A 22491-nucleotide genomic window follows, 5' to 3' on the forward strand; every position below is an offset into this window, starting at 1 on the left:
TCATTCCCCCAGCCGGCTGCTCCAGCCGAGTTTGCTGCGACAGATCTCGTAGTAGTTGTGACCGTGCGGATGGATCAGCGTCAGGCGTTGCGGCTTGCGTCGCACGTGGAGGATGTCGCCGGGCTTGGAGACCACCTGGGTCTGACCGTCGCAGCTGACGTGGGGGTAGGCTTCGTTGGTCTCGCCGATGTGGATCTTGATCTCGCAGCCGGCGTCGACCACGATCGGCCGGCTCGACAGGGTGTGCGGGAACATCGGCACCAGGGTAATGGCCTCGAGCCGCGGATGGACGATGGGCCCGCCACCGGACAGCGCATAGGCGGTCGAGCCGGTCGGCGTGGCGATGATCAGGCCGTCCGAACGCTGGCTGTAGACGAACTGATCGTCGACGAACAGCTCGAACTCGATCATCCGCGCCGCCTTGCCGGGATGGATGACCACGTCGTTGAGCCCATCGGCGGTGCCCACCAGGGTGCCGTTGCGATAGACCTCGGCGTCGAGCAGGAAGCGCTCCTCGCTGTCGTAATGGCCGTCGAGCACCTCGCCGACCTTCTCCTCGACCTCCGCGGGCGAGATATCGGTGAGAAAGCCCAGCCGCCCGCGATTGACGCCGAGCACCGGCGTGCCGCTCAGGCACATCGCCCGGCCGGCGCCGAGGATGCTGCCGTCGCCGCCGACCACGATCACCAGATCGCAGATGTCGCCGAGCAACCGCCGGCTGGACTCCTGCTGGCCGTGGTCGAGCAGCACGGTGGCGGTGCGGTCCTCGATGATGACATGATGACCCCGGGCATTGAGGAAGCGGATCAGGCGCCTGAGGGTCTCGACCACCTTGGCACTGCCCAGGCGGCCGATCAGGCCGATGTTCTTGAAGGGTTCCATGCACGCTCCCCTGCCTCGTCGAGCCCGCCATTATGCGGGCAGGGCCGGCCCCGGGCAAACGCGCCGGGCGTCGCGCAGCCGCCACGCCGCCGCCCATCACGAGCCCGATCGAGGGAAATGCTCATGAACCAGGCGCCTTCGCCGTCAGCCTATCTGGACACCCTGCGCCATCCACTGGTCCGTGACCTGGCCTGGCTGCTGCACGCCCCGGACCTGCTGGTCACGCCCTACCCCGGCCGGCCGACGCTCGACGAGCTGGGGCTCGGCGACGCGCCGACGTGCGCGGCATGGCTGGCGGCGCTGGAAGCGGACCCGGCAGCGCTCGAGACGGCCCTCGACCATCGCCTGACGGGGCGGCTGGGGCTCTATCACGAGGCACTGTGGCACTTCCTGCTCGACCGCGCCCCGGCGACCCGGCTGCTGGGGCGCAACCTGGCGGTCCGCGACGCCCACGGGGCGACGCTCGGCGAGCTCGATCTGATCTATCGACGCGAAGGCGACGGGCCGCCGGTGCATCTCGAACTGGCGATCAAGTACTACCTGGGACTCGCCGACGGGCCGGGCCCGCCCGATGCCCCGGCACGCTGGATCGGCCCCGGCTGTGCCGACTCCCTGGCCCTCAAGCACCACCATGCCCTCACCCACCAGTTGCCGATGAGTCGGCGTCCCGAAGCCCGCGCCCTGCTCGCTCCGTTCGGTGCCCCACCCCTGGCACGGCGACTGGCGATTCTCGGCGTACTGTTTCGGCCCTGGCGGGCGGTGCTGCCCCTGCCGCGGGGCTGCGCGCCCGGGGCGCCGGTCGGCGTCTGGCTGCACCTCGCCGACTGGCCGGCCTTTCGCGCCACCCTCGGCGAGGCGCGCGGCGCCTTCCTCGACAAGCCGCACTGGCTGGCGCCGCCACCCGACGACGCCCTGCAGTCCCTGGCGGCGCTCGGCGAGCGACTCGACGGCCATTTTCGCCAGCACACCACCCCGCGCCAGCTGGTGGTGAAGACGGCAAGCGGCACACGGCACAGGCTGTTCGTGGTCGCCGACGACTGGCCGCGCCTCGTCCCGCTCGCCCCACGCGCGGCGGGCTGAAGCGCGGCGGGCTGAAGCGCGGCGGCGCGTTCAATCGGCGATCAGCAGCACCTTCATCGCCCGCTCGTCGGCGGCGTTGGCAAAGACCCGGTAGGCCTGCTCGATGTCGTCCAGATCGAAGCGATGCGAGATCAGCTCGGCCGGCGCGATCCGGCCGCCCTGCACGGTCTGCAGCAGCATCGGCGTGGTGTTGGTGTTGACCAGGCCGGTGGTGAGGGTGATGTTCTGGATCCACAGCTTTTCGATGTGCAGCTCCACGCTCTTGCCGTGCACCCCGACGTTGGCGATGTGTCCGCCGGGCGTGACGATCGACTGGCAGACGTCGAAGCTGGCCGGCACGCCCACCGCCTCGATGGCCACGTCGACGCCCTTGCCGTCGGTGAGCGCCATGATCGCCTCGACGGCCGACCCTTCGCGGGCGTCGATGGTATCGGTAGCCCCCAGCCGGCGCGCCATCTCGAGCCGTGCCGGGTCCATGTCGGCGACGATGAGCCGCGAAGGCGCATAGAACTGCGCGGTCAGCAGAGTCGCCATGCCGACCGGTCCGGCGCCGACGATCGCCACGCTGTCTCCCGGCTGGACCCGGCCGTTGAGCACGCCGATCTCGAAGCCGGTGGGCAGGATGTCGCTGAGCATCACCAGCGCCTCCTCGTCGGCCTCCGCCGGCACCGGATAGAGGCTGTTGTCGGCATGGGGAATGCGCACGCGCTGCGCTTGGGTACCGTCGATCAGGTGGCCCAGAATCCAGCCCCCGTCCTCGCAGTGCGAATAGAGTTGCTTCTTGCAGGCAGAACAGCGACCGCATGCGGTAATGCACGAGATCAACACCCGATCGCCGGGCTGGAAATTGGACACGGCGTCGCCGACCGCCTCGACGATGCCCACGCCCTCGTGGCCCAGAATGCGTCCCGACTCGACCTCGGGGACGTCGCCCTTGAGGATATGCAGATCGGTACCGCAGATGGTGGTGTACAGGATCCGCACCAGCGCATCGGTAGGCTTTTCGAGAGTGGGATCGGGTGTTTCCTGCCAGGCTTTCTTGCCAGGCCCTTGGTAGACCAGTGCTTTCATTGAACGAGGCTCCTCACGCTGGGGCGACGTCGCGTCGCCCGTCGGCACTACCCCGCCGCCGACCCGTGCCGGCGGCATTTCGAGAGTGCCCAAGGAGCATGGCGCATGACCGCCGACCCGCCTTGACGTGCATCATTCCCGTTGGCGATGGCCCGCCGCCAAGCTGACCGGGATCAAGTCCGGCTCATGCGACAGCCGTGGCGCGCCGGCGGTGCCGCACCCACCACTCGTTGACCAGCAGGGCGGCGACGATGACCGCACCGCCCGAGGCCAGGCGCAGGAGATCGGCATCGCGATTCCAGATCAACAGATTGACCAGCAGGCCGGCCGGGATCAGGGCGTTGTTCATGATCGCCAGGGCCCCGGCGTCGACCCGGGTCGCGCCCTTGTTCCACAGGAAGTAGCCCAGCCCCGAGGCGGCCAGGCCCAGCCAGGCCAGCACGCCCCACTGCACGCCACTCGTCGGCAGCTTGGCCGAGCCCAGGCCCAGGTAGGCCATGGCCACCAGCACCAGCGCGCCGAGATAGAACCAACCGAACACGCTGCGCTGGGAGACCCCGTCCGGCAAACGCAGCGCCAGATGCCGGTAGGCCACCTGCCCCACGGCGAAGCACAGGTTGGCGCCCTGCACCACCCAAAAGCCCAGCCAGAAGTCCTCGCTCACCCCCTGGTAGCGGATCACCGCCGCCCCGGCCACGGCAATCGCCGCGGTGAGCAGGTAGAATGGCGAAAAGCGCCCGCCGATGGCGTCGTCGAGCAGCGTGACGTAGAGCGGCGTGAAGATGGTGAACAGCAGCACCTCCGGCACCGACAGCAGCAGGAACGACTGATAGAAGAAGATGTACATCAGCCCCAGCTGGACGGCACCGATCGCCATCAGCGCGAGCTTCGCCCCGTGACTCAGCGCCCGGGGGCGCAGGAACGGCAGGAACAGCAGGCTGGCCAGCGAGATGCGCACCAGCACCGCGAAATAACTATCGACCTGACCGGCCAGATAGGCGCCGATCAAGGAAAACGAGAACGCCCACAGGGCGGTGACACCGATCAGGTAGGACATGAGTCAGCATTCCGTCGAGCAAGGAGACGAGCCGGCCATCTTAGCGCTGCGCCGCCGGCTCCTGTCAACCAAAACAGTTTCCTTTAGTTCACAGCCAGGCGAGCAGTCGCTCAGCGGCTGGGCCGGCCATGGCGACGGCGCTGTCGTGGTGGCCGAGCACACCGACGCCAGCGTGACCTTCACCGAGACCGGCCACTTTCGTCTCGCGGCCGGCGACCGTCGCCCACCGGGCGCGCCGGTGGCGTTTCGCAACGTCTTTCGCTGGACGCCCTACCCCGGGCGCATCGCCCTGTCCCACGAAAGGCGCGGCAGCGAGGCGGCGGTCTGGCTGTTCGATCTGATCGCCGGCGAGACGCCCGACACCCTGGTGTCGGCCGCGGCGCATCTCTGCGGAGAGGACCGCTACCAGGCCCGTCTGGTACTGGGCGAGGACGGCTTCGAACTGAGCTGGACGATCGACGGGCCGCGCAAGCAGGAGCGGCTGGTCTATCGGTACCGCTGACGCCCGGCCCGTGGCACCCGGAACGCGCGAGGCCAGCCGGATACGGCTGGCCTCGTGGATCGAAAGGCGCGGCTGACGCTGGCAGCTTACTTGCGGGTTCTGGCCTTGCTCATACCCCAGCCGATCAGCTTGGTCGCCAGCCAAGCCACCAGCAGCAGGATCAACACCGTCAGCAGCATGGAGACCGGCTCGACGATGCAGGTGGCGCCGATGATCGCCGCCGCTGCGCACCAGACCCAGCGGTCGTCCTGACTGCGCAGCACCCGGGGCACGCGGCGGTCGATGAAGTGGCCGAACGGGCCGTCCCAGCTTTTCCAGGTCAAAAAGAGAATCAGGGCGAAGACGATCAGCCAGATCACGGTCAAGGTCATTGATTAGCTCCTGAGAGTCACTCGAGGTCGGTGGTGGATAGCGTTGTTATCGGCATCAAGCCCGCCCCGTCACGCGATCGGCGACGAACGGGTTGCTGCGTCGCTCCTCGCCGAAGGTCGACAACGGCCCATGGCCGGGCACGAAACGCACGTCGTCGCCCAACGGCCAGAGCTTGTCGACGATCGAGCGCAACAGGTCGGCCTGATTGCCCCGCGGGAAATCGGTACGCCCGATGCCGCCGTGGAACAGCACGTCGCCGACCCAGGCGAGCCGCGCGGTCGCCGAATGAAAGATCACGTGGCCCGGCGTATGACCGGGGCATTGCAACACCGCCAGCCGCTCGCGGCCGATGCTGACCGCATCGCCCTCGCTCAGCCAGCGGTCGGGCAGGAAGGGTTCCGGTGTCGGCAGGCCGAACAGCGCGGCCTGTTCGTCCAGGCCGTCGATGAGAAACCGGTCGTCGCGGTGCGGACCGATGATCTCGACCCCGGTGCGCCGCTTGAGTTCACCCACGGCACCGACATGATCGAGATGGCCGTGGGTGAGCAGAATGGCGGTCAGGGTCAGGCGACGCTGCGCGACGGCGTCGAGCAGGCGATCGGCGTCGCCACCCGGGTCGACCAGGGCCGCCTCGCCGGTGGTCTCGCAGTACAGCAACGAACAGTTCTGGGCAAAGGCGGTAACGGGGAAGCAGTCGAATTGCATGTTCGGTGCCATCGGGCCTGGGCTTGCGAATCCTGTCGGCAGGGTACCCCTGCCCCGTGAGCGGCGCAACCAGCCGTCAGGCCGCCCCGGAGCGGGCGTCCGGGGCTTTCCCGCGCCTGCCGCCGCACGCGTCTTGAAGCACAGTCATGCCGGGCCCGGGATGCATGAAAAAATTCCCGCAGCCCCTGACAGCCCTGGGACGAGACGTTACCATTGTCGTGACATACACATACCGAAAGGTCCATCACATCATGCAGATTGCGCAGAATTCCGTTGTCGCGTTCCACTACACCCTGACCAACGACTCGGGTGAAGTGCTGGACAGCTCGGAAGGCCGCGAGCCGCTGACGTACCTTCACGGCGCCGGAAACATCATCCCCGGCCTGGAAAAGGAGCTGGAAGGCCACCAGAGCGGCGATAAGCTGCAGGTGAACGTCAACCCCGAGGAAGGCTACGGCGAGAAGCAGGACGCACTGGTCCAGGAAGTTCCGCGTGATGCCTTCCAGGGCGTCGAGAGCGTCGAGCCGGGCATGCAGTTCCAGGCTCAGACCCAGGGCGGACCGCTGATGGTCACCGTCACCAAGGTCGAGGGCGACACCGTCACCGTCGACGGCAACCATCCGCTGGCCGGCCAGAAGCTCAACTTCGACGTCGAGATCGCTGAAGTCCGCGAAGCGACCAACGAAGAAGTCGAGCATGGCCATGTCCACGGTGAGGACGATCACGAGCACTGAGTTCGCACGCCGCAACGGCCGAGAACATCGAGGGCAGCGCCAGGCGCTGCCCTTTTTCGTGGGCGGGAATCACCGGGGCGTACCTGCCGACGCCTCCTCGCCCCGCCCCACCTCGCGCAACGTCCGATAGCCGCCCCACAGCCGGGTCAGCGTGGTGATCAGGCACGCCACCGTGAAGCCCCCCGCCAGCCAGACGAACTGCCCCGGCCATAGGCAGAACGCCACGAAGGCGAGAATCGTCTCGGTACCCTCGGTCAGGCCGTCCAGATAGAAGAACGCCTTGTGGGGAAATACCGGCCGCTCCAGGCGGTGCCGGGCGGCCATGATCGCAAAGGCCAGAAAGGTGCTGCCGGTGCCCACGAAGGCAAACAGCAACCAGACCGCGGCCAGGGCGTTGGCCGCTGGATCGGCCAGGGCAAAGCCCACCACCACGGCGGCGTAGAACACGAAATCCAGGCCGATATCCAGAAATCCCCCGGCGTCGCTGGCGCGATGCGTGTGGCGCGCCAGCGCGCCGTCCAGGCCGTCCGCCAGGCGGTTGAGCAGGATCGCCACGAGTGCCGCGCCATAGGCCTCGACGGCCAGCAGCGGCAGGGCCAGCATGCCGATGGCGAACCCCGCCAGGGTGATCTGGTCGGGCGACACCCCCCGCGTGGCGAGGCGTGACGCCACCCGGGCGAGCGGCGGTTGTACCCAGTTGGCAGTCCAGCGGTCGAGCATGTGCGCTCCTTTCGTCAGAGGGTCTCGTCGCGCCGGGCCCGGCGCCGCCAGGCGAAGTAGCGCGCCAGCCAGCCCAGCACGCGCTCCGGCTTGTGGGCGTTCTTCCAGACCCCGGCACTGGCCTTGGCGGCTTCGGCATAGGTCGGATAGGCATGGATCGTGCCCAGCAGCTTGTCGAGGCCGATGCCCTGGGTCATGGCCAGGGTGAACTCGGCGAGCAATTCGCCGGCCGCCTGCCCCACCAGGCTGACGCCGAGAATGCGGTCCTTGCCGGGCACGGTGAGCACCTTGATGAAGCCCTCGGTGGCGTCCTCGGCGATCGCCCGATCGAGTTCGGCAAAATCGTAGCGGGTCACCTCGACAGCGATGCCCCGGGCCGCGGCGTCACGCTCGTTGAGCCCGACCCGGGCGACTTCGGGCTGGGTGAAGGTCACCATCGGCAGGTTGCGGTAATCCACCGCGAAGCGCTTGAACTCGCCGAACAGCGCATTGACCGTGGCGTGCCAGGCCTGATGCGCGCCGGCATGGGTAAAGCGATGCGGTCCGACCACGTCGCCGCAGGCCCAGACATTGGGATGCAGGCTACGCAGAGTCTCGTCCACCTCGATGGTGCCCGCTTCGCCGACGCCGATCCCCAGCGTCTCGAGGCCCAGCCCCGCGACGTTGGCCTCGCGGCCCACCGCCAGCAGCAGATGGCTGAACGCCAGACGCTGCGTCGTGGCGGGCGCCCGGCCGTCCGGTGCCTCGGGGCCCTCCGCCGCGTCCCGCTCGACCACCAGCCACTTCTCACGGCCCCGTGTTTCGACACGCAACGCCCGTGTCGACAACCGCACCTCGACGCCTTCCGCCTCGAGCCGGGCGACGAGCGGCTCGGTCACGTCGCGGTCCTCGCGGGGCAGCAGCTGATCGCCGCGCTGAACCAGGGTCACCCGACTGCCCAGCCGCGCGAAGGCCTGGCCGAGTTCGCAGCCGACCGGCCCGCCCCCCAGGATCACCAGCCGTTCGGGCAACCGTTCGAGCCACCACAGGGAGTCGGAGGTCAGATAGTCGATCGTGTCCAGTCCCGGCAGATCCGGCACACGCGGCCGCGCCCCGGTGGCGACGATCACGTGACGCGTGGTGAGGACACGCTCGCCGACCCGCACTTCCCAGGGCGTCTGCAGGAATGCCTGGCCGGCGACGACCTCGACGCCCAGCGACCGGTAGCGCTCGGCGCTGTCGTGGGGCGCCACCCGCTCGACGGCGCGGTGCACGCCGGCCATCACCGCGGCGAAGTCGACGCGCGGCGCCGCGGTCTGGATGCCCAGACGCGGTGCCTCGCGCACCTGCTGGGCGAGGCGCGAGGCATGAATCAGCGCCTTGGAGGGCACGCAGCCGGTGTTGAGACACTCGCCGCCCATGCGCTCGCGCTCGACCAGTGCCACCCGGGCACGCAGCGCCGAGCCGATGTAACTGGCCACCAGCCCCGCCGAACCGGCCCCGATCACCACCACGTCGTAGTCGAAGCTACGCGGTTTGCCGAAGCGCCGCGCCGTGCGCCGCCGTTTCAGCCAGTCGACGCCGCGCCGCGCCAGCAGCGGAAACAGCCCCAGCGCGACGAAGGAGGCGATCACCACCGGCGACAGGATCCCGCCCACGCTGTCGACCTCGCCCAGCGCCCGGCCGGCGTTCACGTAGAGCAGCGTGCCCGGCAGCATGCCCAGTTGACTGACCCAGTAGAAGGTGACCAGGCGCATCCGGGTCAGGCCCATCACCAGGTTGATGATGAAGAACGGGAAGATCGGCACCAGGCGCAAGGTGAACAGATAGAACGCGCCTTCCCGGCGGATACCGCGATTGATCCATTCCAGTTGCCGCGAGAAGCGCCGCTCCACGGCACCCCGCGCCAGCCAGCGGGCGACCAGGAACGCCAGCGCCGCACCGATGGAACTGGCGAAGGAGACGATCAGCATGCCCCAGCCGAGCCCGAACAGCGCGCCGGCGAGCAGGGTCAGCAGCACCGCGCCCGGCAGTGACAGCGCGGCCATGGCCACGTAGATCGCGAAGAAGCCACCGGCCATCGCCAGGGGGTGCGCCGCGAACCGGGCCTGGAACTGCGCCTGTTGCGCCTTGAGGGTGGCGAGGGTCAGGACGTCGTCGGCGCCGCTGACGAAGAACATCGCCACGAGCAGCACGAGGACGAGCAGCAGGATCAGGCGTGTTCGGTTCACGAAAAGGGCTCCCCGGTTGGATTGACGACGATCCGGCATCCAGCCAGGGCGATCGTCCGTACCGTTATACTGAAGAACCTTGCTATTGGATTCATCCGCTTTGGAAGCGCTGAATAAATTGGCGCACGCTATGACGTGATTTGCCCGCGCAGCCAGTTATGCAGTGTTTCTCTTCGACGATCACGACCCGGGAGGTAACCCATGCGTCAGATCATCTTGTCCCTGCTGCTTGTGCTCGGGGCCGCGAGTCTCTCGGTCCAGGCCCAGGCTCAGCCCCAGGATCAGGAAACCCGTACCGCCACCTTCGCCGGCGGCTGCTTCTGGTGCGTGGAACAGGCCTTCGACGAGGTCGATGGCGTGCTCAGCACCACCTCGGGGTACACCGGTGGCGATCAGGCCGACCCCACCTACGAGGCGGTCTCCGCCGGCGACACCGGCCACGCCGAATCCGTGGAGGTCGTCTACGACCCGCGCAAGGTCGACTACGCCACCCTGCTGCAGGCCTTCTGGCACAACATCGACCCCTTCGCCGAGAATCGCCAGTTCTGCGACAGCGGCAGCCAGTACCGCAGCGCGATCTTCTATCACGACGCCGAGCAACAACGCCTCGCCGAGGCCTCGAAGGCCGAACTCGCCGAACGCTTCGACCGGCCGATCGCCACCCAGATCGTTCCCGCCGGGCGCTTCTGGAAGGCCGAGGCGTATCACCAGAACTATTACCAGAAGAACCCGGTGCGCTACCGCTTCTACAAGGCCGGCTGCGGACGCGTCGAACGCTTGAAAGAGGTCTGGGGCGACCAGGCCGGCCACCCCGGGAAGTGACGAATACCCCCGGCCGGCGGCATTCGGGCGATCTGTCTCAAGTGCCGTCGGTGACGGCCACCGGCCGCCGCTCGCGGCGCCATAGCCAGGCGGCGGTGGTCAGCGTCACCGCCAGCACCAGCCAGGAGCCGGCGATCACCGCCGGCCAGCCGCCGGCGTGCCAGAACGGCTCCAGATAGAGCCCGCCGAGACTCGCGCCCAGGTAGTAGAACACCAGATACAGCGCCGAGGCCGTGCCCCGCGCCGCCCGGGCCTGGCGGCTGACCCAGCTCGAGGCCATGGAATGGCAGAAGAAGAAACCGAAGGCGTTGACGGTGAGCCCCAGCAGGATCCCGGGCAGCGCCGCGCTGAGCGTGACCAGATTGCCCAGCATGAGGATGACGATCCCCAGCAGCATGCATAGCGGCTGCGCAACGCGCTGAGCGACACGCCCGGAGAGCGCCGACCCCAGGGTGCCGCCCAGGTAGGTGACGAAGATCATCCCCAGCCACTGGGTCGACAGCGCATAGGGGGCATCGCTGAGGCGGAAGGTGATGTAGCTGTACTGGTTGATGAAGATGAAGAAGTTCAGCCCGCCGATCAGGTAGGCACCGAGCAACAGCGGGTTGCGCAGATGATCGGCGATCCCGCCGAGGGCGACGTCGAGGCGCAGCGATGTCGGGTGGAAATTGCGCGCCGCCGGCAGCAGGCGCCAGAAGATCGCCACGCAGGCCAGGCTCAGCGCCCCCACGGTGAAGAAGCTGGCATGCCAGCCGCCGTATTCCCCGGCGAAACCGCCGATCACCCGGCCGCCGATGCCGCCCAGGGTGTTGGCACTGATGTAGAGCCCCACCGCCAGCATCAGGGCGCGGCGGTCGAACTCATCACCCATCCAGGCGATCGCCACCGCCGGCAGACCGCCGAGCACCAGCCCCTGCAGTGCCCGCAGCGCCAGCAGGCAGGCGAAGTTGGGTACCAGCGGCAGCAGCAGCGAACACAACGCCGCCAGCAGCAGTGTGATGCGCATGATCGCGCCACGCCCGATGGCGTCCGAGAGCGGCCCGTAGATCAGCAGCGAGGCCGCGAGCGTCAGGGTCGACACCCCCATCACCATGGCACTGGCCAGTGTCGAGACCTCGAAGGCATGACGCAGGTCGGGCAACAACGGCTGCGCCGCATAGAGATTGACGAACACGGTAAAGGAGCCCAGGCACAGGGCCAGGGTGGCGCGCCACCAGTCACGACTGTGCGCTTCGATCATCGGTTTCTCCTCTGTCGGGGCGCACAGGATCGCGCATCGCGCTATCATCGGCCAAATAGAGCTTGAAGATGGCAACGATCGGTTTTCGTGATGACTCTACCCTTCGACCTACGCGCCCTGCGCGTCTTTCTCGCCGTCGCCGATCTGGGCGGCTTCACCCGGGCCGCTCGCGAGCTGCACACCGCCCAGTCGGCGGTCAGCCAGACCATCGCCACGCTCGAGGCACGCCTGGAGCTGACGCTCTTCCACCGGCACGAGCGGCGCATCACGCTGACCCCGGAGGGGGCGCTGCTGCGCGACCGGGCCCGCGAGCTGCTGGAACGGGCGGATCAGGTCCACCTGGCGATGCGCGAGATCAACGGGCTGGTCAAGGGCGAGGTGCGCATCGGTATCCCCTCGATGCTGGGGTCGTACTACTTTCCGCCGCTGCTGATGGGCTTCAAGGCGCGCCATCCCGGCATCCGCCTGACCGTGGTCGAGGCGGGAACCCGGCGTCTGCAGCAGATGATCGATGCCGGCGAGCTGGATCTCGGCGTGATCACCTCGGATGCCAGCAACGAACGGCTCGAGCGACGCGCGCTGCTGCGCGAGGAGATGGTGGTCTGCGTGCCGGCGGATCACCGCTTCGCCGACCGCGACGCGGTGAGCGCCGAGGAGGTCTTCGACGAGCCGCTGGTGCTGTTCCAGGACGGCTACTTCCATCGCGAGTTCGTCGACCGGCTGGCCACGCGGATCGGTCGCGAGCCGCAGATCGCCTTCCAGTCGAACCTGATTCCGTTGACCAAGGCGATTGTCCGTCAGGGCTTCGGCATCACCACCTTCCTGCGCCGGGTGGTCACCGAGGCGGATCTGGTCGCCGTCTCGCTGTCACCGCCGGCCTGGCTGGACCTGTCGCTGGCCTGGGGGCGTGGCGCCTACCTGTCGCGGGCCGAGAGCGCCTTCGTCGAGTTCGTGCTGGAGCATCGCGAGCAACTCTGACGAACCGGACTCGTCCCGCCGGCAGGGATCGCGAGCGGGATGGCGGTTTCAACCTTCGCGGGTCGCCAGCCAGCGCTCGGCCAGCTCCACGCGCGGCAGCGGACGACGCGCCTGCCAGTAGTAGCGGCGCCAGTAGATGTTGTCGAGACGCGAGATCTTCACGCCCTGAGAAGAGGACGCGTGCAGGAAGCGTCCGCTGCCGACGTAGACGCCGACGTGGTTGTAGGGGCCAGGCGGGCGGAAGAAGACCAGATCACCGGGCTTGAGATCGTCGCGGGCCACCTGCTCGCCCTCGCGAACCTGGTCGTCGGTGGTACGCGGCAGCATCAGGGCGAAGGCCTCGCTGAAGATACGCTGCATGAGTGCCGAACAGTCGATCCCCTGGGGGCCCTCGCCACCCAGCCGATAGGGCGTGCCCATCCAGCGCTGGTGTTCGTCGAGCAGTGCTTCACGGATCACCTGGGGGGATGCCTGCCGGAAATGGCGCAGCCGCTCGGCCAGGGTATCCGACGGCGAGCGGGTGGCCGACAACGCATAGGAGGCGAGATTGTGGGTGTCGGCCGTCTGCGGGGACGACATCGACGGCGAGCCGGCACAGCCCGCCAACAGCCCGGCGAGAGCCAGGCCAGCGAAAATGACACGGAGCATCCAGCGACCCCATCGCGATCCGTGGGACCGACCCGCCGTGCGAGGCACGGGAGGGGCGTCGCTGTGGGAGTGATGCCCGGGTACCACTCCCAAAGCGGCCTGTCATCGGTCCGGCTAGGTGTTGGACGGATGCCCGACAGCGGCACCCGCGTTGATCGGAAGGATGATAGGCAAGAGCCCGGGGCGTTGTCACGCAATGTGATGAGACATCTTTCAACGCCACGCCACGGTCGATGCCGCGCCGGGGTACGCGGTCAATGCAGGGTGCGCGCATCCCCGGGCAGCGTATCGATGTGCATGGGCGCCCAGTGTCGCGGCCGGGCCCCCGGAAAGTCGAGGCTCGCCCAGCAACCGGCCAGCGGCGGAGCGCCGCTCAGCCAGGCCACCAGCGCCTGACGGAAGTTGTCGAGCAGGGCCTCGCGCTCGTCGGTCTCGCCCATGAAGAACGAGAAGCCGGCGTACAGGCCGAGGGCGTAATCCCGCCAGTTGCCGTAATGGCGCTGGGCGATGCGCAGGGCGGCGTCGAGAATCCCGCCGAAGGCGTCGCGACCCAGCCAGTCGAGACTGCGCCCGGCGACGGCGATGTCCACCGCCTGGGCGATGTCCCAGGCGGTCATGTCGGCCTCGTTGCAACCGGCGTCGTTGTCGCGCACCCGCTTGAGTCGCAGCAGGTGATTGCGCGAGTCCTCGTCGCACTCGCCCGACTCGAGGATGGCGATCTCCTCCTCGAGCCGGGACGCATTGAGCGTATAGGGGGCATAGTTGATCTGGTATTCCTGGCGATCCCCCGCCTCGAGCAGGAAACTCAGGAAGTCGTCGAGCTCGGCGGCGCTGTGCAGGCCGTACTGGCTGTCCAGCCACTGGCGCACGGCCTCGCGTTCGACATGCCCCTCGGGCTGCGGCTCGGCCCATACCCCGGCATTCAGCGGCCCGGCCAGCGCCAGGGCAGTGAAGCGCGAGAGCGTCGGCCGTGGCCCCGGCTCCTGCCAGGCCGTCTGGCGCCAGTCGAGCCAGTGGAAGGGGCTGCCCGGATCGTCGCGATGCCAGCGGATCTCGTGCACCAGGCTGTCGTCCGGCAGTTCCGGCAGCGCCGCCTCCCAGCTCGCCCAGGCGTCCAGCAGCCGGCGCGGATCGGGATAGAAGCGGCACAGCACGCCGCGCAGCGATTCGGCCAGACGTTGCAGCCCGGTCGCCTCGAAATCGCCGCTGTCATCCGCCATCAGCAGGTAGAAGGCGTACTTCTCGGCCATGAAGATGGTGGCCGCATGCCGCACGCACGGCTTGAGGGCGTCGCGCAGGCCGACCGCCTCGGCGGGCGGGCGGCCGAGGCGGGTCTCCAGCGACGGCAGGGCGTTGTGCGCGGCATCGGCCGCCAACTGGTTGAGATGATGGACCTGAGCGGGCAGCCAGAAACGCGCCAGGCCACCGACACCCTCGTCGGGAAACAGCGCCAGGGTTTCCTGCAGATAGCGCCGCACGTCCCGACGCCGCGCGTCGTCGACCGCGACGGGGATGCCCTGGCGGTAGAGCAGGTCGGGTTCACGTACCGAGGCCAGGGCCAGTAGCCAGTGACGGGTATCGTGACGCCAGGCGCGCATCGCCTGCCGCGATGCCTCGCGGCGTGGCTCGTCGAGCAGCTCCGCCAGCGGTGCATGCCAGGGGCTGAGCGGCGAATGCAGCAACAGCGCCCAGTCGTCGGCGTGAGCGGCCATCTCGTCGCGGCCCTCGAACAGGCTGCGGCCGCGCTGATAGGCCAGGGTCAGTGCGGTCCAGTCGCTGTAGCGCCGCATCACCAGATCGGCGGCATGACCGGCGAACTGCTCGGCTTCGTCGGGCTCGAGCCAGCCCAGCGCCGCCCCGGCATAGGCCAGATCGGCCAGTCGCAGCCAGTCCCAGGCCGCCCACTCCAGGGGTTCACCGCGCTCCAGGAAGCGCAGCAGCACCTTGCCGTAGCGGCGTTGCTCGCCCAGCCCGGCGAGCCAAGCCTGGCGTGCCGCGGCATCCATCTCGACCAGGCGGGCGGCATCGATGTCCCAGCCGTAGCGATGCCCCTGCCCGGCCAGCCACAGCATCACGCGGATCAACTCGTCGCGGCCATGCACCTGCCAGCCCTCGGCCAGCCAGGCTTCGGCATCCGGCCAGTCGGGCCGCTGCGCCGGCGGCAGCACCAGCACCGGGGCAAAAGCGGCGCGCAATGGCCAGGCACCAGGCGCCTCGGGCCACGGCGTGCCCCGGGGGCGACGTTCGAGCGCGTCGGCGAGCAGCGGCCAGGTCACGCCGTCGCCATCCGCCTCGATCTTCGACAGCGCCTCGCCGGCCGCGGCGAAGGCTTCGTCGCCGTGGTGCCAGCCGGCCGCGAGCCGCGCCCGGCGCAGCGAACTCAGCCAGGCGTCGAGCGAATCGTGATGACTGTGGATGCCGCGACACAGGGCGTGCAGCCAGGCATCGACGCGCTCCTCGGGCAGCCAGCCCGCCGCCGCGCCCAGCGCCAGCATCTCCAGCGCCGCCAGTTGGGCCCGGGGATCGTTGCCGCCGGGCGGAAAGCCCTCGATCAGACGCCAGCCCAGTTCGCCGCGATCCGGAACGCCCAACTGCGACAATCGCTCGATGGCCAGGGCCGGTTCCAGCGAGGTAGGGTCGGGTTCGAAGGCCCAGCCGCATAACACCAGCTGTTGGGCCCACCAGGCATAGAGCGGATCGACCAAGACGCACCTCTTGTTGACTGACTAGCGGAGACGGTTTCCGGGCGACATAGTGTAGCGGAAAGCCGTACGTTCGCCGATGCCCACGTGCCCGTCCCGCGGCGGGCGATACCGGCAAACACGGAGCTTGCCGGTTATGGTCATTGTGTACGACGCTTTGCTCGAGACAAATGCGTTTCTCGCGCATCGCCATCCCCAACCAGGAGGTCAGCATGAACAACGCCCAACTCAACGAGCTCAAGCTACGCTACGTGGCCAGCGGCGCGGCCAGTCCGGCCGAGCAGTTCGCCGACCGGGCCGAGAACGCCGAACTGTGGGACGCCGACGGCAAGCGTTTCATCGACTTCGCCGGCGGCATCGGCGTGCTCAACATCGGCCACCGCCATCCCAAGGTGGTCGAAGCGGTCAAGGCGCAGCTCGACCGCGTCATGCACACCTGCCAGACCGTGATGCCCTACGAGGGCTACGTGCGGGTCGCCGAGAAGCTCAGCCAGATCACCCCGGTCCGCGGCCATGCCAAGGTGATGCTCGCCAACTCCGGGGCCGAGGCGCTGGAGAATGCGGTCAAGGTGGCGCGCGCCGCCACCGGGCGCAACAACGTGATCTGCTTCGACGGCGGCTATCACGGGCGCACGTTCATGACCATGGCGATGAACGGCAAGGTCGCCCCCTACGCCACGGACTTCGGCAGCATGCCGGGCAACGTCTTCCGCGCGCCCTACCCGGTGCCCTACCACGGGGTCAGCGAGGACGAGGCGATACGCGGCCTGAAGATGGCCATAAAGACCGACGCCAACCCCAAGGACACCGCCGCCATCGTCATCGAGCCGGTCCTCGGTGAGGGCGGCTTCTACGCCGCGCCGGCGAGCTTCCTGAAGAAGATTCGCGAGATCTGCGACGAGCACGGCATGCTGATGATCGTCGACGAGGTGCAATCCGGCTTCGGGCGTACCGGCAAGATGTTCGCCATCGAACACAGCGGCGTCGAGCCGGACATCGTCACCATGGCCAAGAGCATGGCCGACGGCATGCCGATCTCCGCCGTGGTGGGCACCGACAAGCACATGGACGCTTCCGGCGGCAACTCGCTGGGCGGCACCTACACCGGCAGCCCGGTCTCCTGCGCGGCGGTGCTGGCGGTGCTCAAGGTCTTCGAGGAGGAAAAGATCCTCGACAAGAGCCAGGCCCTGGGCGACAAGCTGGCCAGCCGCTTCGGCCAGTGGCAGCAGGACTTCGACTGCGTCGACAACCCCCGCAACCTGGGCGCCATGGCGGCCTTCGACCTGGTATCGGACAAGGCCAACCATACGCCGGACGCCGAACTGGCCGGCAAGCTCTGCAAGAAGGCCCGCGAAAAGGGGCTGATCCTGCTTTCCTGCGGCCTCTACGGCAACACCATCCGGTTCCTGATGCCGGTGACCATCAGCGACGAGGTCCTCAACGAAGGCCTGGCCCTCATCGAGGAAACCCTGACCGAACTGGTCGGCCAGAAACAGACGGCCTGACCGCAAGGGGCGGTGTCAGTCACCGCCCCTCGATAGCCCCCAACGCAAACGCCCCGCCGGTCTGGCGGGGCGTTTGCTGGGTGGCTTCAGCCGGGGTGACCGGTCAGGCCGGCATGGCATTGGCCTTGGAATCGCGCGTCCAGACGCGATGCTGGCCCAGCGACTCGGCGAACGGCGTGAAGACGTCGTCCACCGCGCCACCGACGAATACCCCCTCCTCGGCATCGGGTACCCGGGCGGTGTCGAGCAGCGTCTTGCCCTCGCCCACCGCGGCGATCGGCTTGAGGTGCTTGTAGGCTTCCTGCACGTAGTACACGCCCAGCCCGGATTGGGTCAGCGCCCGGGCGCTCTCGGCGCCGCCGGCGACGATCACCGCGTCCAGGGTCACCGACGGCAGGCCGTTGAGCATCGCATCCGGCGTCACCGTCCGGCCGTCGGCGGCCTGGAGTGGCGCCATGCTCGGCGCGATCACCAGGCCCTGGGCACCGCCGGCCTCGAGCTGCTGGCGGATCTGCTCGACCTGATCGGCGTCGACGCCGTCGGCGGCGAGAATCGCCACCTTGCGGTACTTGATGTCACGCGGCAGCCGCGCCATCAGGCTCAGTGCCTCGGAGGAGCGCTGCGAACTCTGGCCCAGTTCCTCCGCCGGCGCCGGCTTCTCGGTGGGGGCCTCGATGCCATGCATTTCACCGACCCGGCGTGCCAGTTCGAGGTCGATGTTGGGCAGGATCTCCTGGATCACCCGCTCGCGGATCCACGGCCGGCCGACCTTGGAGAGCTCGAAGGCGTAGGCGGCGATGATGTGCTCCTTCTCGACCTCGGTCTGGCTGTTCCAGAACAGCGTCGCCTGGGAGTAGTGATCGCCGAACGACGCACTGCGTGCGCGTATCTTGTTGGCATCGACGCGCTCGTTGACCGTCTCGAAACCGCCGTTCTCCTCGGCGGGCGGCGTCTCGCGCGGCCAGCCGCCGTCGATCGAGTTGGGCTCGTAGGAGGCCTGGCCCTTGTTGATCGTCTGGCGATGCATGGCATCGCGCTGGTTGTTGTGGAACGGTGCCACTGGCCGGTTGATGGGGATCTCGTGGAAGTTGGGACCGCCCAGGCGCAGCATCTGCGTATCCAGGTAGGAGAACAGCCGCCCCTGCAGCAGCGGGTCGTTGGTGAAGTCGATGCCCGGCACCACGCTCGCCGGATTGAAGGCGACCTGCTCGGTCTCGGCGAAGTAGTTGTCGGGGTTGCGATTGAGCACCAGCTTGCCGATCGGCGTCACCGGGACCTGCTCCTCGGGGATCAGCTTGGTGGGATCGAGCAGATCGAAGTCGAACGCATGTTCGTCTTCCTCCTCGACCACCTGGATGCCCATTTCCCACTCCAGAAAGTCACCGTTCTCGATGTCGTTCCACATCTCGCGGCGGTTGAAGTCGGGGTCGCGCCCCCAGAGCTTCTGGGCCTCGTCCCAGATCAGCGACCAGGTGCCGGCGAGCGGCTTCCAGTGGAACTTGACGAAGCGCGCCTTGCCCTGTTTGTCGACCAGCCGGAAAGTGTGCACGCCGAAGCCTTCCATGGCGCGATAGCTGCGCGGGAAGGCGCGGTCGGACATCGTCCACAGCACCATGTGGCTGGCTTCCGGCATCAGCGAGACGAAGTCCCAGAAGGTGTCGTGGGCCGACTGCCCCTGGGGGATCTCGTTGTGCGGCTCGGGCTTCACGGCGTGGACGAAATCCGGGAACTTGATGGCGTCCTGGATGAAGAACACCGGCATGTTGTTGCCGACCAGGTCCCAGTTGCCCTCGTCGGTATAGAACTTGGTCGCGAAGCCGCGCACGTCGCGCACCGTGTCGTTGGAGCCCCGCGGGCCCTGGACGGTGGAGAAGCGCACGAATACCGGGGTCTTCTTGTCAGGGTCCTGAAAGAGACCCGCCTTAGAATACTGCGCGGCGTTGTCGTAGGGCTGGAAGAAACCATGCGCGGCCGCGCCGCGGGCATGCACGATGCGCTCCGGGATGCGCTCGTTGTCGAAGTGGTTGAGCTTTTCGCGGAAGATGAAATCTTCCATCAGGGTCGGACCCCGCTCGCCGGCCTTCAGCGAGTTGTGGTTGTCGGCAATCCGGGTGCCCTGGTTGGTACGCAGGTCGTGGCCTTCGGCGTCGCTGCGGTGGGGTTCCAGGTTCTCCGACTTGCTCTGTTTGGTGGTCTTGAAATCCGTGTCGTGCGCCGCGTCACTGTTGGGGCGCGTATGCGGGTTCTTCGCCATGGTCAAACGCTCCTGTTTGCTGTTGGCTACCCATCCTCTGATAGGGCACCGCTCGCGCCTTGGCCTCGCTATTCCCTGGCGCGGCGACGAGCGGTGGATGTTTTATCAGTACGTCATCGTTTGCCTCTTAGAAGGTAGACACCGAATGTCGTATCGGGCAAATACGTCTCAGGATGATTTGCGCAGCTTGGCGACCACCCACAGCAACACCACGGCACCCACGGTGGCGGTCACCAGCGAGCCGAGAAAACCGCTCGACGACAGGCCCAGCAGGCCGAACAGGAAGCCGCCGATCACCGCACCGACGATCCCCACCCCGATGTTGCCGAGGACCCCGAAGCCACCACCGCGCATGATGTTGCCGGCGATCCAGCCGGCCAGGCCACCGATGATCAACCACAGTATCAGGTCCATCGTTCTCTCCTTCCTCCAGTCCATGAAATGCGAAACCCGCGTGGCAAGGGTGCCACAAGCGCGCTCAGAATGACGACCCGGGTTGCTCGAGGAAGGCCCGCTCTTCATCCGTCGAGGCCCGCCCGAGGATGGCGTTGCGGTGCGGATAGCGGCCGAAGCGCACGAGGATCTCGCGATGCCGGCGTTCGTATTTCAGGTTGTCCTCGAGCCCCGGCTGGTCGAACAATCGCAACGCCTCGTCGTGGATCGCCAGCGACTCGCTGTGCATGTAGGGCATGTAGAGGAAGGCGCGCCGGGGGCCCTCCAGGTGCCGGTCGGCGTGATGCGCCACCGCTTCCTGGGCCAGCACCAGTGCCTGCGGGTCCTGGGCAAAGGCCTCGGGCCGATCGCGATACAGGTTGCGCGAGAACTGATCGAGAATCAGGATCTCGGCCAGCCGGCCCTGGGGCGACTGGCGCCAGGTCCACAGCTCGCCGGCCCGCGCCGCCTCGAAGACCGCCTGGAAACGTTGCGCGATCTGCCGGTCGAGCGCCGCGTCCTTGGCGAACCACTGCCTGGGCGTCAGGCCGTTGAACCAGAAATCGAGAATCGTCTGTGCCGTCGTTTCGCTCATGCCGATGTCCGTCGCGGTGGGAAATGCCCTTGTCGGGGCCCGTAAGCAGAGCATAGCCGAGGCGTCGACCGCCCCGCGAAAAACCGCATCCGTCACCTCGCGCGACCTCTCGCCATGTCCGCTCGCGGGTAGCGCGCTTCCCGTCACGCCCCGCCGGCTTGCAAAGACATTGAAAAAGTTATGTCCGACAAAGGGATAATGGCAAAATCGACGTCCGCTCATATACTTTCGTCTTGCCGTGAGTTGCAGCGGAGCCTGCCATAACCGGCGCGGTGCCCGCCACCACGCCGTCCAGTCATCCAAGGACCCTCATACTATGCATGCCCTGACGATCCTATCGTTTCTCTTCTTCACGGGCCTGGTAGCGGCGATCACCTGGTGGATCACCCACCGCGACGATCACCGCAGCACCCGTGGCTACTTCCTCGCCGGACGCAGCTTGACCTTCCCGCTGATCGCCGGGTCATTGTTGATGACCAACCTGTCCACCGAGCAGATGGTGGGCCTCAACGGCAGCGCCTTCACCGACGGGCTGAGCGTGATGGCCTGGGAGGTGGTCGCGGTGGTCGCCCTGGTGGCGCTGGGTCTGTTCTTCCTGCCGCGCTTTCTGCGCAGCGGCATCGCGACCGTGCCGCAGCTGCTCGAGATCCGCTTCGACGCCGGCACGCAAATGATCTGCAACATCATCTTCCTGCTCGCCTACGCAGTGATCCTGCTGCCGATCATCCTCTACTCCGGCGCCGTGGGCCTCGAAGGCATGCTCGACCTGCCGGGCCTGACCGGCATCCAGTCGCCCACCGTGCTGCTCTGGGGCACCGTCTGGGTGGTGGGCCTGATCGGCTCGATCTATGCCCTGTTCGGCGGCCTGCGCACGGTCGCGGTTTCCGATACCCTGAACGGCATCGGCCTGCTGATCGGCGGCTTCGTGGTGGTCTATTTCGGCCTGCAGGCGGTCGGCGACGGCCACGGCGTGATGGCCGGCTGGGAGACGCTCAAGCAGCAGAATCCCGACAAGCTCAACTCCATCGGCGGTGACGATCAGCAGGTGCCTTTCGCCACCCTGTTCACCGGGGTGTTCCTGATCAACCTGTTCTACTGGACCACCAACCAGCAGATCATCCAGCGCACCTTCGCCGCCAAGACCCTCGCCGAAGGCCAGAAGGGCGTGCTGCTGACCGGCCTGTTCAAGCTGCTCGGGCCACTCTATCTGGTGCTGCCGGGGATCATCGCCTACAACCTGTACGCCGGCGACGGCATCAAGGCCGACGCCGCCTACGGCCATCTGGTGTTCAACGTCCTGCCGCCCTACCTGACCGGCTTCTTCGCGGCGGTGATGGTCGGCGCCATCCTGTCGTCGTTCAACTCGGCGCTCAACAGCACCACCACGCTGTTCAGCCTGGGGCTGTACAAGACGCTGATCAACAAGAACGCCAGCGAGGAGCAGGTGGTCAAGTCGGGCAAGGTCTTCGGCTGGATCATGGCGTTCGCCGCGATGACCATTGCCCCGCTGCTCGCCGGTCAGGACAGCCTGTTCGGCTACCTGCAGAAGATGAACGCCCTGTACTTCATCCCCATCCTGGCGGTGGTGCTGGTCGGCCTGCTGACCAAGCGCGTGCCGCCCATCGCCGCCAAGATCGCCCTGATCGGCGGCTGCCTGGTGATCGGGCTGGTCTACTTCGTGCCGCCGTTCAACGGCTTGCTCGACGTCATCCAGAACTTCCACTTCGTGGGGCTGGTCTTCGTGCTGCTGGTGGCGATGATGCTGGTGATCGGCAAGCTCAGCCCGCGCACGACCGACTGGGTCCAGGAGGACGCCGGCCAGGTCGACCTGACACCGTGGAAGGGCGCCATCCCCACCGGGATCCTGCTGATCGTGCTGGTCATCGCGATCTACGCCTCCTTCGCCGGCGGCGTATCCTGAGCCGACCGCCGAGACTCCCCGACGACGACCCCGCCCCTGGCGGGGTCGTTGCATTTTCGCC

General features: G+C 67.5%; 20 protein-coding genes. 7 read left to right on the forward strand and 13 right to left on the reverse strand.

Annotated features, from left to right (window positions below; all coding sequences use genetic code 11):
- Window positions 1-882, reverse strand: a complete 882-nt coding sequence (locus D0901_RS09295; RefSeq protein WP_129140025.1) for an NAD(+) kinase — start codon at window positions 880-882, stop codon at window positions 1-3.
- A gap of 123 nt (window positions 883-1005) precedes the next feature.
- Between D0901_RS09295 and D0901_RS09300 the strand changes: the two genes are divergently transcribed.
- On the forward strand, window positions 1006-1962 hold the full coding sequence (locus tag D0901_RS09300; RefSeq protein ID WP_129140026.1) for a DUF1853 family protein: 957 nt from the start codon (window positions 1006-1008) through the stop codon (window positions 1960-1962).
- A gap of 30 nt (window positions 1963-1992) precedes the next feature.
- Here D0901_RS09300 and D0901_RS09305 read toward each other — a convergent pair whose 3' ends face one another.
- Window positions 1993-3033 (reverse strand): zinc-dependent alcohol dehydrogenase family protein, encoded by a 1041-nt coding sequence (locus D0901_RS09305; protein ID WP_129140027.1) that lies wholly within the window; start codon window positions 3031-3033, stop codon window positions 1993-1995.
- A gap of 184 nt (window positions 3034-3217) precedes the next feature.
- On the reverse strand, window positions 3218-4090 hold the full coding sequence (locus tag D0901_RS09310) for an EamA family transporter (RefSeq protein ID WP_129140028.1): 873 nt from the start codon (window positions 4088-4090) through the stop codon (window positions 3218-3220).
- Between D0901_RS09310 and D0901_RS09315 the strand changes: the two genes are divergently transcribed.
- On the forward strand, window positions 4089-4592 hold the full coding sequence (locus D0901_RS09315) for a DUF6314 family protein (RefSeq protein ID WP_224419486.1): 504 nt from the start codon (window positions 4089-4091) through the stop codon (window positions 4590-4592). The two genes, D0901_RS09310 and D0901_RS09315, sit on opposite strands and share 2 nt — an antisense overlap.
- A gap of 86 nt (window positions 4593-4678) precedes the next feature.
- Here D0901_RS09315 and D0901_RS09320 read toward each other — a convergent pair whose 3' ends face one another.
- Together D0901_RS09320 and D0901_RS09325 are read right to left on the reverse strand one after the other, a co-directional pair.
- Window positions 4679-4963: a hypothetical protein gene (locus tag D0901_RS09320; RefSeq protein WP_129140030.1), complete on the reverse strand. Its 285-nt coding sequence runs from the start codon at window positions 4961-4963 to the stop codon at window positions 4679-4681.
- Window positions 4964-5018: 55 nt separating this feature from the next.
- Window positions 5019-5669 carry an MBL fold metallo-hydrolase gene (locus D0901_RS09325; protein ID WP_129140031.1) on the reverse strand — a complete coding sequence of 217 codons (651 nt, stop codon included), beginning with the start codon at window positions 5667-5669 and terminating at the stop codon, window positions 5019-5021.
- Between the two features lie 251 nt (window positions 5670-5920).
- On the opposite strand from D0901_RS09325, the gene slyD reads away from it, so the two are divergent.
- A complete protein-coding gene (gene slyD / locus D0901_RS09330; RefSeq protein WP_129140032.1) occupies window positions 5921-6403 on the forward strand; it encodes a peptidylprolyl isomerase in 483 nt (160 codons plus the stop codon).
- Window positions 6404-6472: 69 nt separating this feature from the next.
- On the opposite strand, the gene D0901_RS09335 is transcribed toward slyD, so the two are convergent.
- Entirely contained in the window at window positions 6473-7123 is a 651-nt protein-coding gene (locus D0901_RS09335; RefSeq protein WP_129140033.1) for a CDP-alcohol phosphatidyltransferase family protein, read from the reverse strand.
- A 14-nt stretch (window positions 7124-7137) separates the two neighbouring features.
- Window positions 7138-9333 (reverse strand): FAD-dependent oxidoreductase, encoded by a 2196-nt coding sequence (locus D0901_RS09340; protein WP_129140034.1) that lies wholly within the window; start codon window positions 9331-9333, stop codon window positions 7138-7140.
- Between the two features lie 201 nt (window positions 9334-9534).
- Between D0901_RS09340 and msrA the strand changes: the two genes are divergently transcribed.
- Complete coding sequence (gene msrA, locus D0901_RS09345) at window positions 9535-10155, forward strand: peptide-methionine (S)-S-oxide reductase MsrA (RefSeq protein WP_129140035.1); 621 nt, start codon at window positions 9535-9537, stop codon at window positions 10153-10155.
- A gap of 37 nt (window positions 10156-10192) precedes the next feature.
- Here msrA and D0901_RS09350 read toward each other — a convergent pair whose 3' ends face one another.
- The gene (locus D0901_RS09350) at window positions 10193-11395 is read right to left on the reverse strand and encodes an MFS transporter (protein WP_129140036.1); all 1203 of its coding nucleotides are present in this window, start codon (window positions 11393-11395) and stop codon (window positions 10193-10195) included.
- A gap of 90 nt (window positions 11396-11485) precedes the next feature.
- On the opposite strand from D0901_RS09350, the gene D0901_RS09355 reads away from it, so the two are divergent.
- Window positions 11486-12373, forward strand: a complete 888-nt coding sequence (locus tag D0901_RS09355) for a LysR family transcriptional regulator (protein WP_129140063.1) — start codon at window positions 11486-11488, stop codon at window positions 12371-12373.
- Window positions 12374-12421: 48 nt separating this feature from the next.
- On the opposite strand, the gene D0901_RS09360 is transcribed toward D0901_RS09355, so the two are convergent.
- Both D0901_RS09360 and D0901_RS09365 read right to left on the reverse strand, forming a co-directional pair.
- Window positions 12422-13021: a C40 family peptidase gene (locus tag D0901_RS09360; RefSeq protein WP_129140037.1), complete on the reverse strand. Its 600-nt coding sequence runs from the start codon at window positions 13019-13021 to the stop codon at window positions 12422-12424.
- Between the two features lie 254 nt (window positions 13022-13275).
- Window positions 13276-15726, reverse strand: coding sequence for a DUF1266 domain-containing protein (locus D0901_RS09365; RefSeq protein ID WP_129140038.1), 2451 nt, complete (start codon window positions 15724-15726; stop codon window positions 13276-13278).
- A 209-nt stretch (window positions 15727-15935) separates the two neighbouring features.
- On the opposite strand from D0901_RS09365, the gene gabT reads away from it, so the two are divergent.
- The gene (gene gabT / locus D0901_RS09370; RefSeq protein ID WP_129140039.1) at window positions 15936-17228 is read left to right on the forward strand and encodes a 4-aminobutyrate--2-oxoglutarate transaminase; all 1293 of its coding nucleotides are present in this window, start codon (window positions 15936-15938) and stop codon (window positions 17226-17228) included.
- A gap of 103 nt (window positions 17229-17331) precedes the next feature.
- On the opposite strand, the gene katE is transcribed toward gabT, so the two are convergent.
- The 3 genes from katE to D0901_RS09385 all read right to left on the reverse strand — a co-directional run bounded on the left by katE (window position 17332) and on the right by D0901_RS09385 (window position 20509).
- The gene (gene katE / locus D0901_RS09375) at window positions 17332-19581 is read right to left on the reverse strand and encodes a catalase HPII (RefSeq protein ID WP_325051835.1); all 2250 of its coding nucleotides are present in this window, start codon (window positions 19579-19581) and stop codon (window positions 17332-17334) included.
- Between the two features lie 69 nt (window positions 19582-19650).
- Window positions 19651-19896 carry a GlsB/YeaQ/YmgE family stress response membrane protein gene (locus D0901_RS09380; RefSeq protein WP_129140041.1) on the reverse strand — a complete coding sequence of 82 codons (246 nt, stop codon included), beginning with the start codon at window positions 19894-19896 and terminating at the stop codon, window positions 19651-19653.
- Between the two features lie 64 nt (window positions 19897-19960).
- Window positions 19961-20509, reverse strand: a complete 549-nt coding sequence (locus tag D0901_RS09385; protein WP_129140042.1) for a DUF924 family protein — start codon at window positions 20507-20509, stop codon at window positions 19961-19963.
- A gap of 316 nt (window positions 20510-20825) precedes the next feature.
- On the opposite strand from D0901_RS09385, the gene D0901_RS09390 reads away from it, so the two are divergent.
- A complete protein-coding gene (locus tag D0901_RS09390; RefSeq protein WP_129140043.1) occupies window positions 20826-22430 on the forward strand; it encodes a solute:sodium symporter family transporter in 1605 nt (534 codons plus the stop codon).
- The last annotated feature ends 61 nt before the right edge of the window (window positions 22431-22491 follow it).

The organism is Modicisalibacter coralii (assembly GCF_004117855.1).
Taxonomy (GTDB): Bacteria; Pseudomonadota; Gammaproteobacteria; order Pseudomonadales; family Halomonadaceae; genus Modicisalibacter; species Modicisalibacter coralii.

What these genes read in the sequence shown, in the direction of transcription:
- D0901_RS09360 (WP_129140037.1), bottom strand. Translation starts at nt 13,021, where the DNA reads ATGCTCCGTGTCATTTTCGCTGGCCTGGCTCTCGCCGGGCTGTTGGCG.
- D0901_RS09385 (WP_129140042.1), bottom strand. Translation starts at nt 20,509, where the DNA reads ATGAGCGAAACGACGGCACAGACGATTCTCGATTTCTGGTTCAACGGC.
- gabT (WP_129140039.1), top strand. Translation starts at nt 15,936, where the DNA reads ATGAACAACGCCCAACTCAACGAGCTCAAGCTACGCTACGTGGCCAGC.
- D0901_RS09315 (WP_224419486.1), top strand. Translation starts at nt 4,089, where the DNA reads ATGAGTCAGCATTCCGTCGAGCAAGGAGACGAGCCGGCCATCTTAGCG.
- D0901_RS09300 (WP_129140026.1), top strand. Translation starts at nt 1,006, where the DNA reads ATGAACCAGGCGCCTTCGCCGTCAGCCTATCTGGACACCCTGCGCCAT.
- D0901_RS09305 (WP_129140027.1), bottom strand. Translation starts at nt 3,033, where the DNA reads ATGAAAGCACTGGTCTACCAAGGGCCTGGCAAGAAAGCCTGGCAGGAA.
- D0901_RS09350 (WP_129140036.1), bottom strand. Translation starts at nt 11,395, where the DNA reads ATGATCGAAGCGCACAGTCGTGACTGGTGGCGCGCCACCCTGGCCCTG.
- slyD (WP_129140032.1), top strand. Translation starts at nt 5,921, where the DNA reads ATGCAGATTGCGCAGAATTCCGTTGTCGCGTTCCACTACACCCTGACC.
- D0901_RS09320 (WP_129140030.1), bottom strand. Translation starts at nt 4,963, where the DNA reads ATGACCTTGACCGTGATCTGGCTGATCGTCTTCGCCCTGATTCTCTTT.
- D0901_RS09295 (WP_129140025.1), bottom strand. Translation starts at nt 882, where the DNA reads ATGGAACCCTTCAAGAACATCGGCCTGATCGGCCGCCTGGGCAGTGCC.
- D0901_RS09335 (WP_129140033.1), bottom strand. Translation starts at nt 7,123, where the DNA reads ATGCTCGACCGCTGGACTGCCAACTGGGTACAACCGCCGCTCGCCCGG.
- D0901_RS09390 (WP_129140043.1), top strand. Translation starts at nt 20,826, where the DNA reads ATGCATGCCCTGACGATCCTATCGTTTCTCTTCTTCACGGGCCTGGTA.
- D0901_RS09325 (WP_129140031.1), bottom strand. Translation starts at nt 5,669, where the DNA reads ATGCAATTCGACTGCTTCCCCGTTACCGCCTTTGCCCAGAACTGTTCG.
- D0901_RS09310 (WP_129140028.1), bottom strand. Translation starts at nt 4,090, where the DNA reads ATGTCCTACCTGATCGGTGTCACCGCCCTGTGGGCGTTCTCGTTTTCC.
- D0901_RS09380 (WP_129140041.1), bottom strand. Translation starts at nt 19,896, where the DNA reads ATGGACCTGATACTGTGGTTGATCATCGGTGGCCTGGCCGGCTGGATC.
- D0901_RS09355 (WP_129140063.1), top strand. Translation starts at nt 11,486, where the DNA reads ATGACTCTACCCTTCGACCTACGCGCCCTGCGCGTCTTTCTCGCCGTC.
- msrA (WP_129140035.1), top strand. Translation starts at nt 9,535, where the DNA reads ATGCGTCAGATCATCTTGTCCCTGCTGCTTGTGCTCGGGGCCGCGAGT.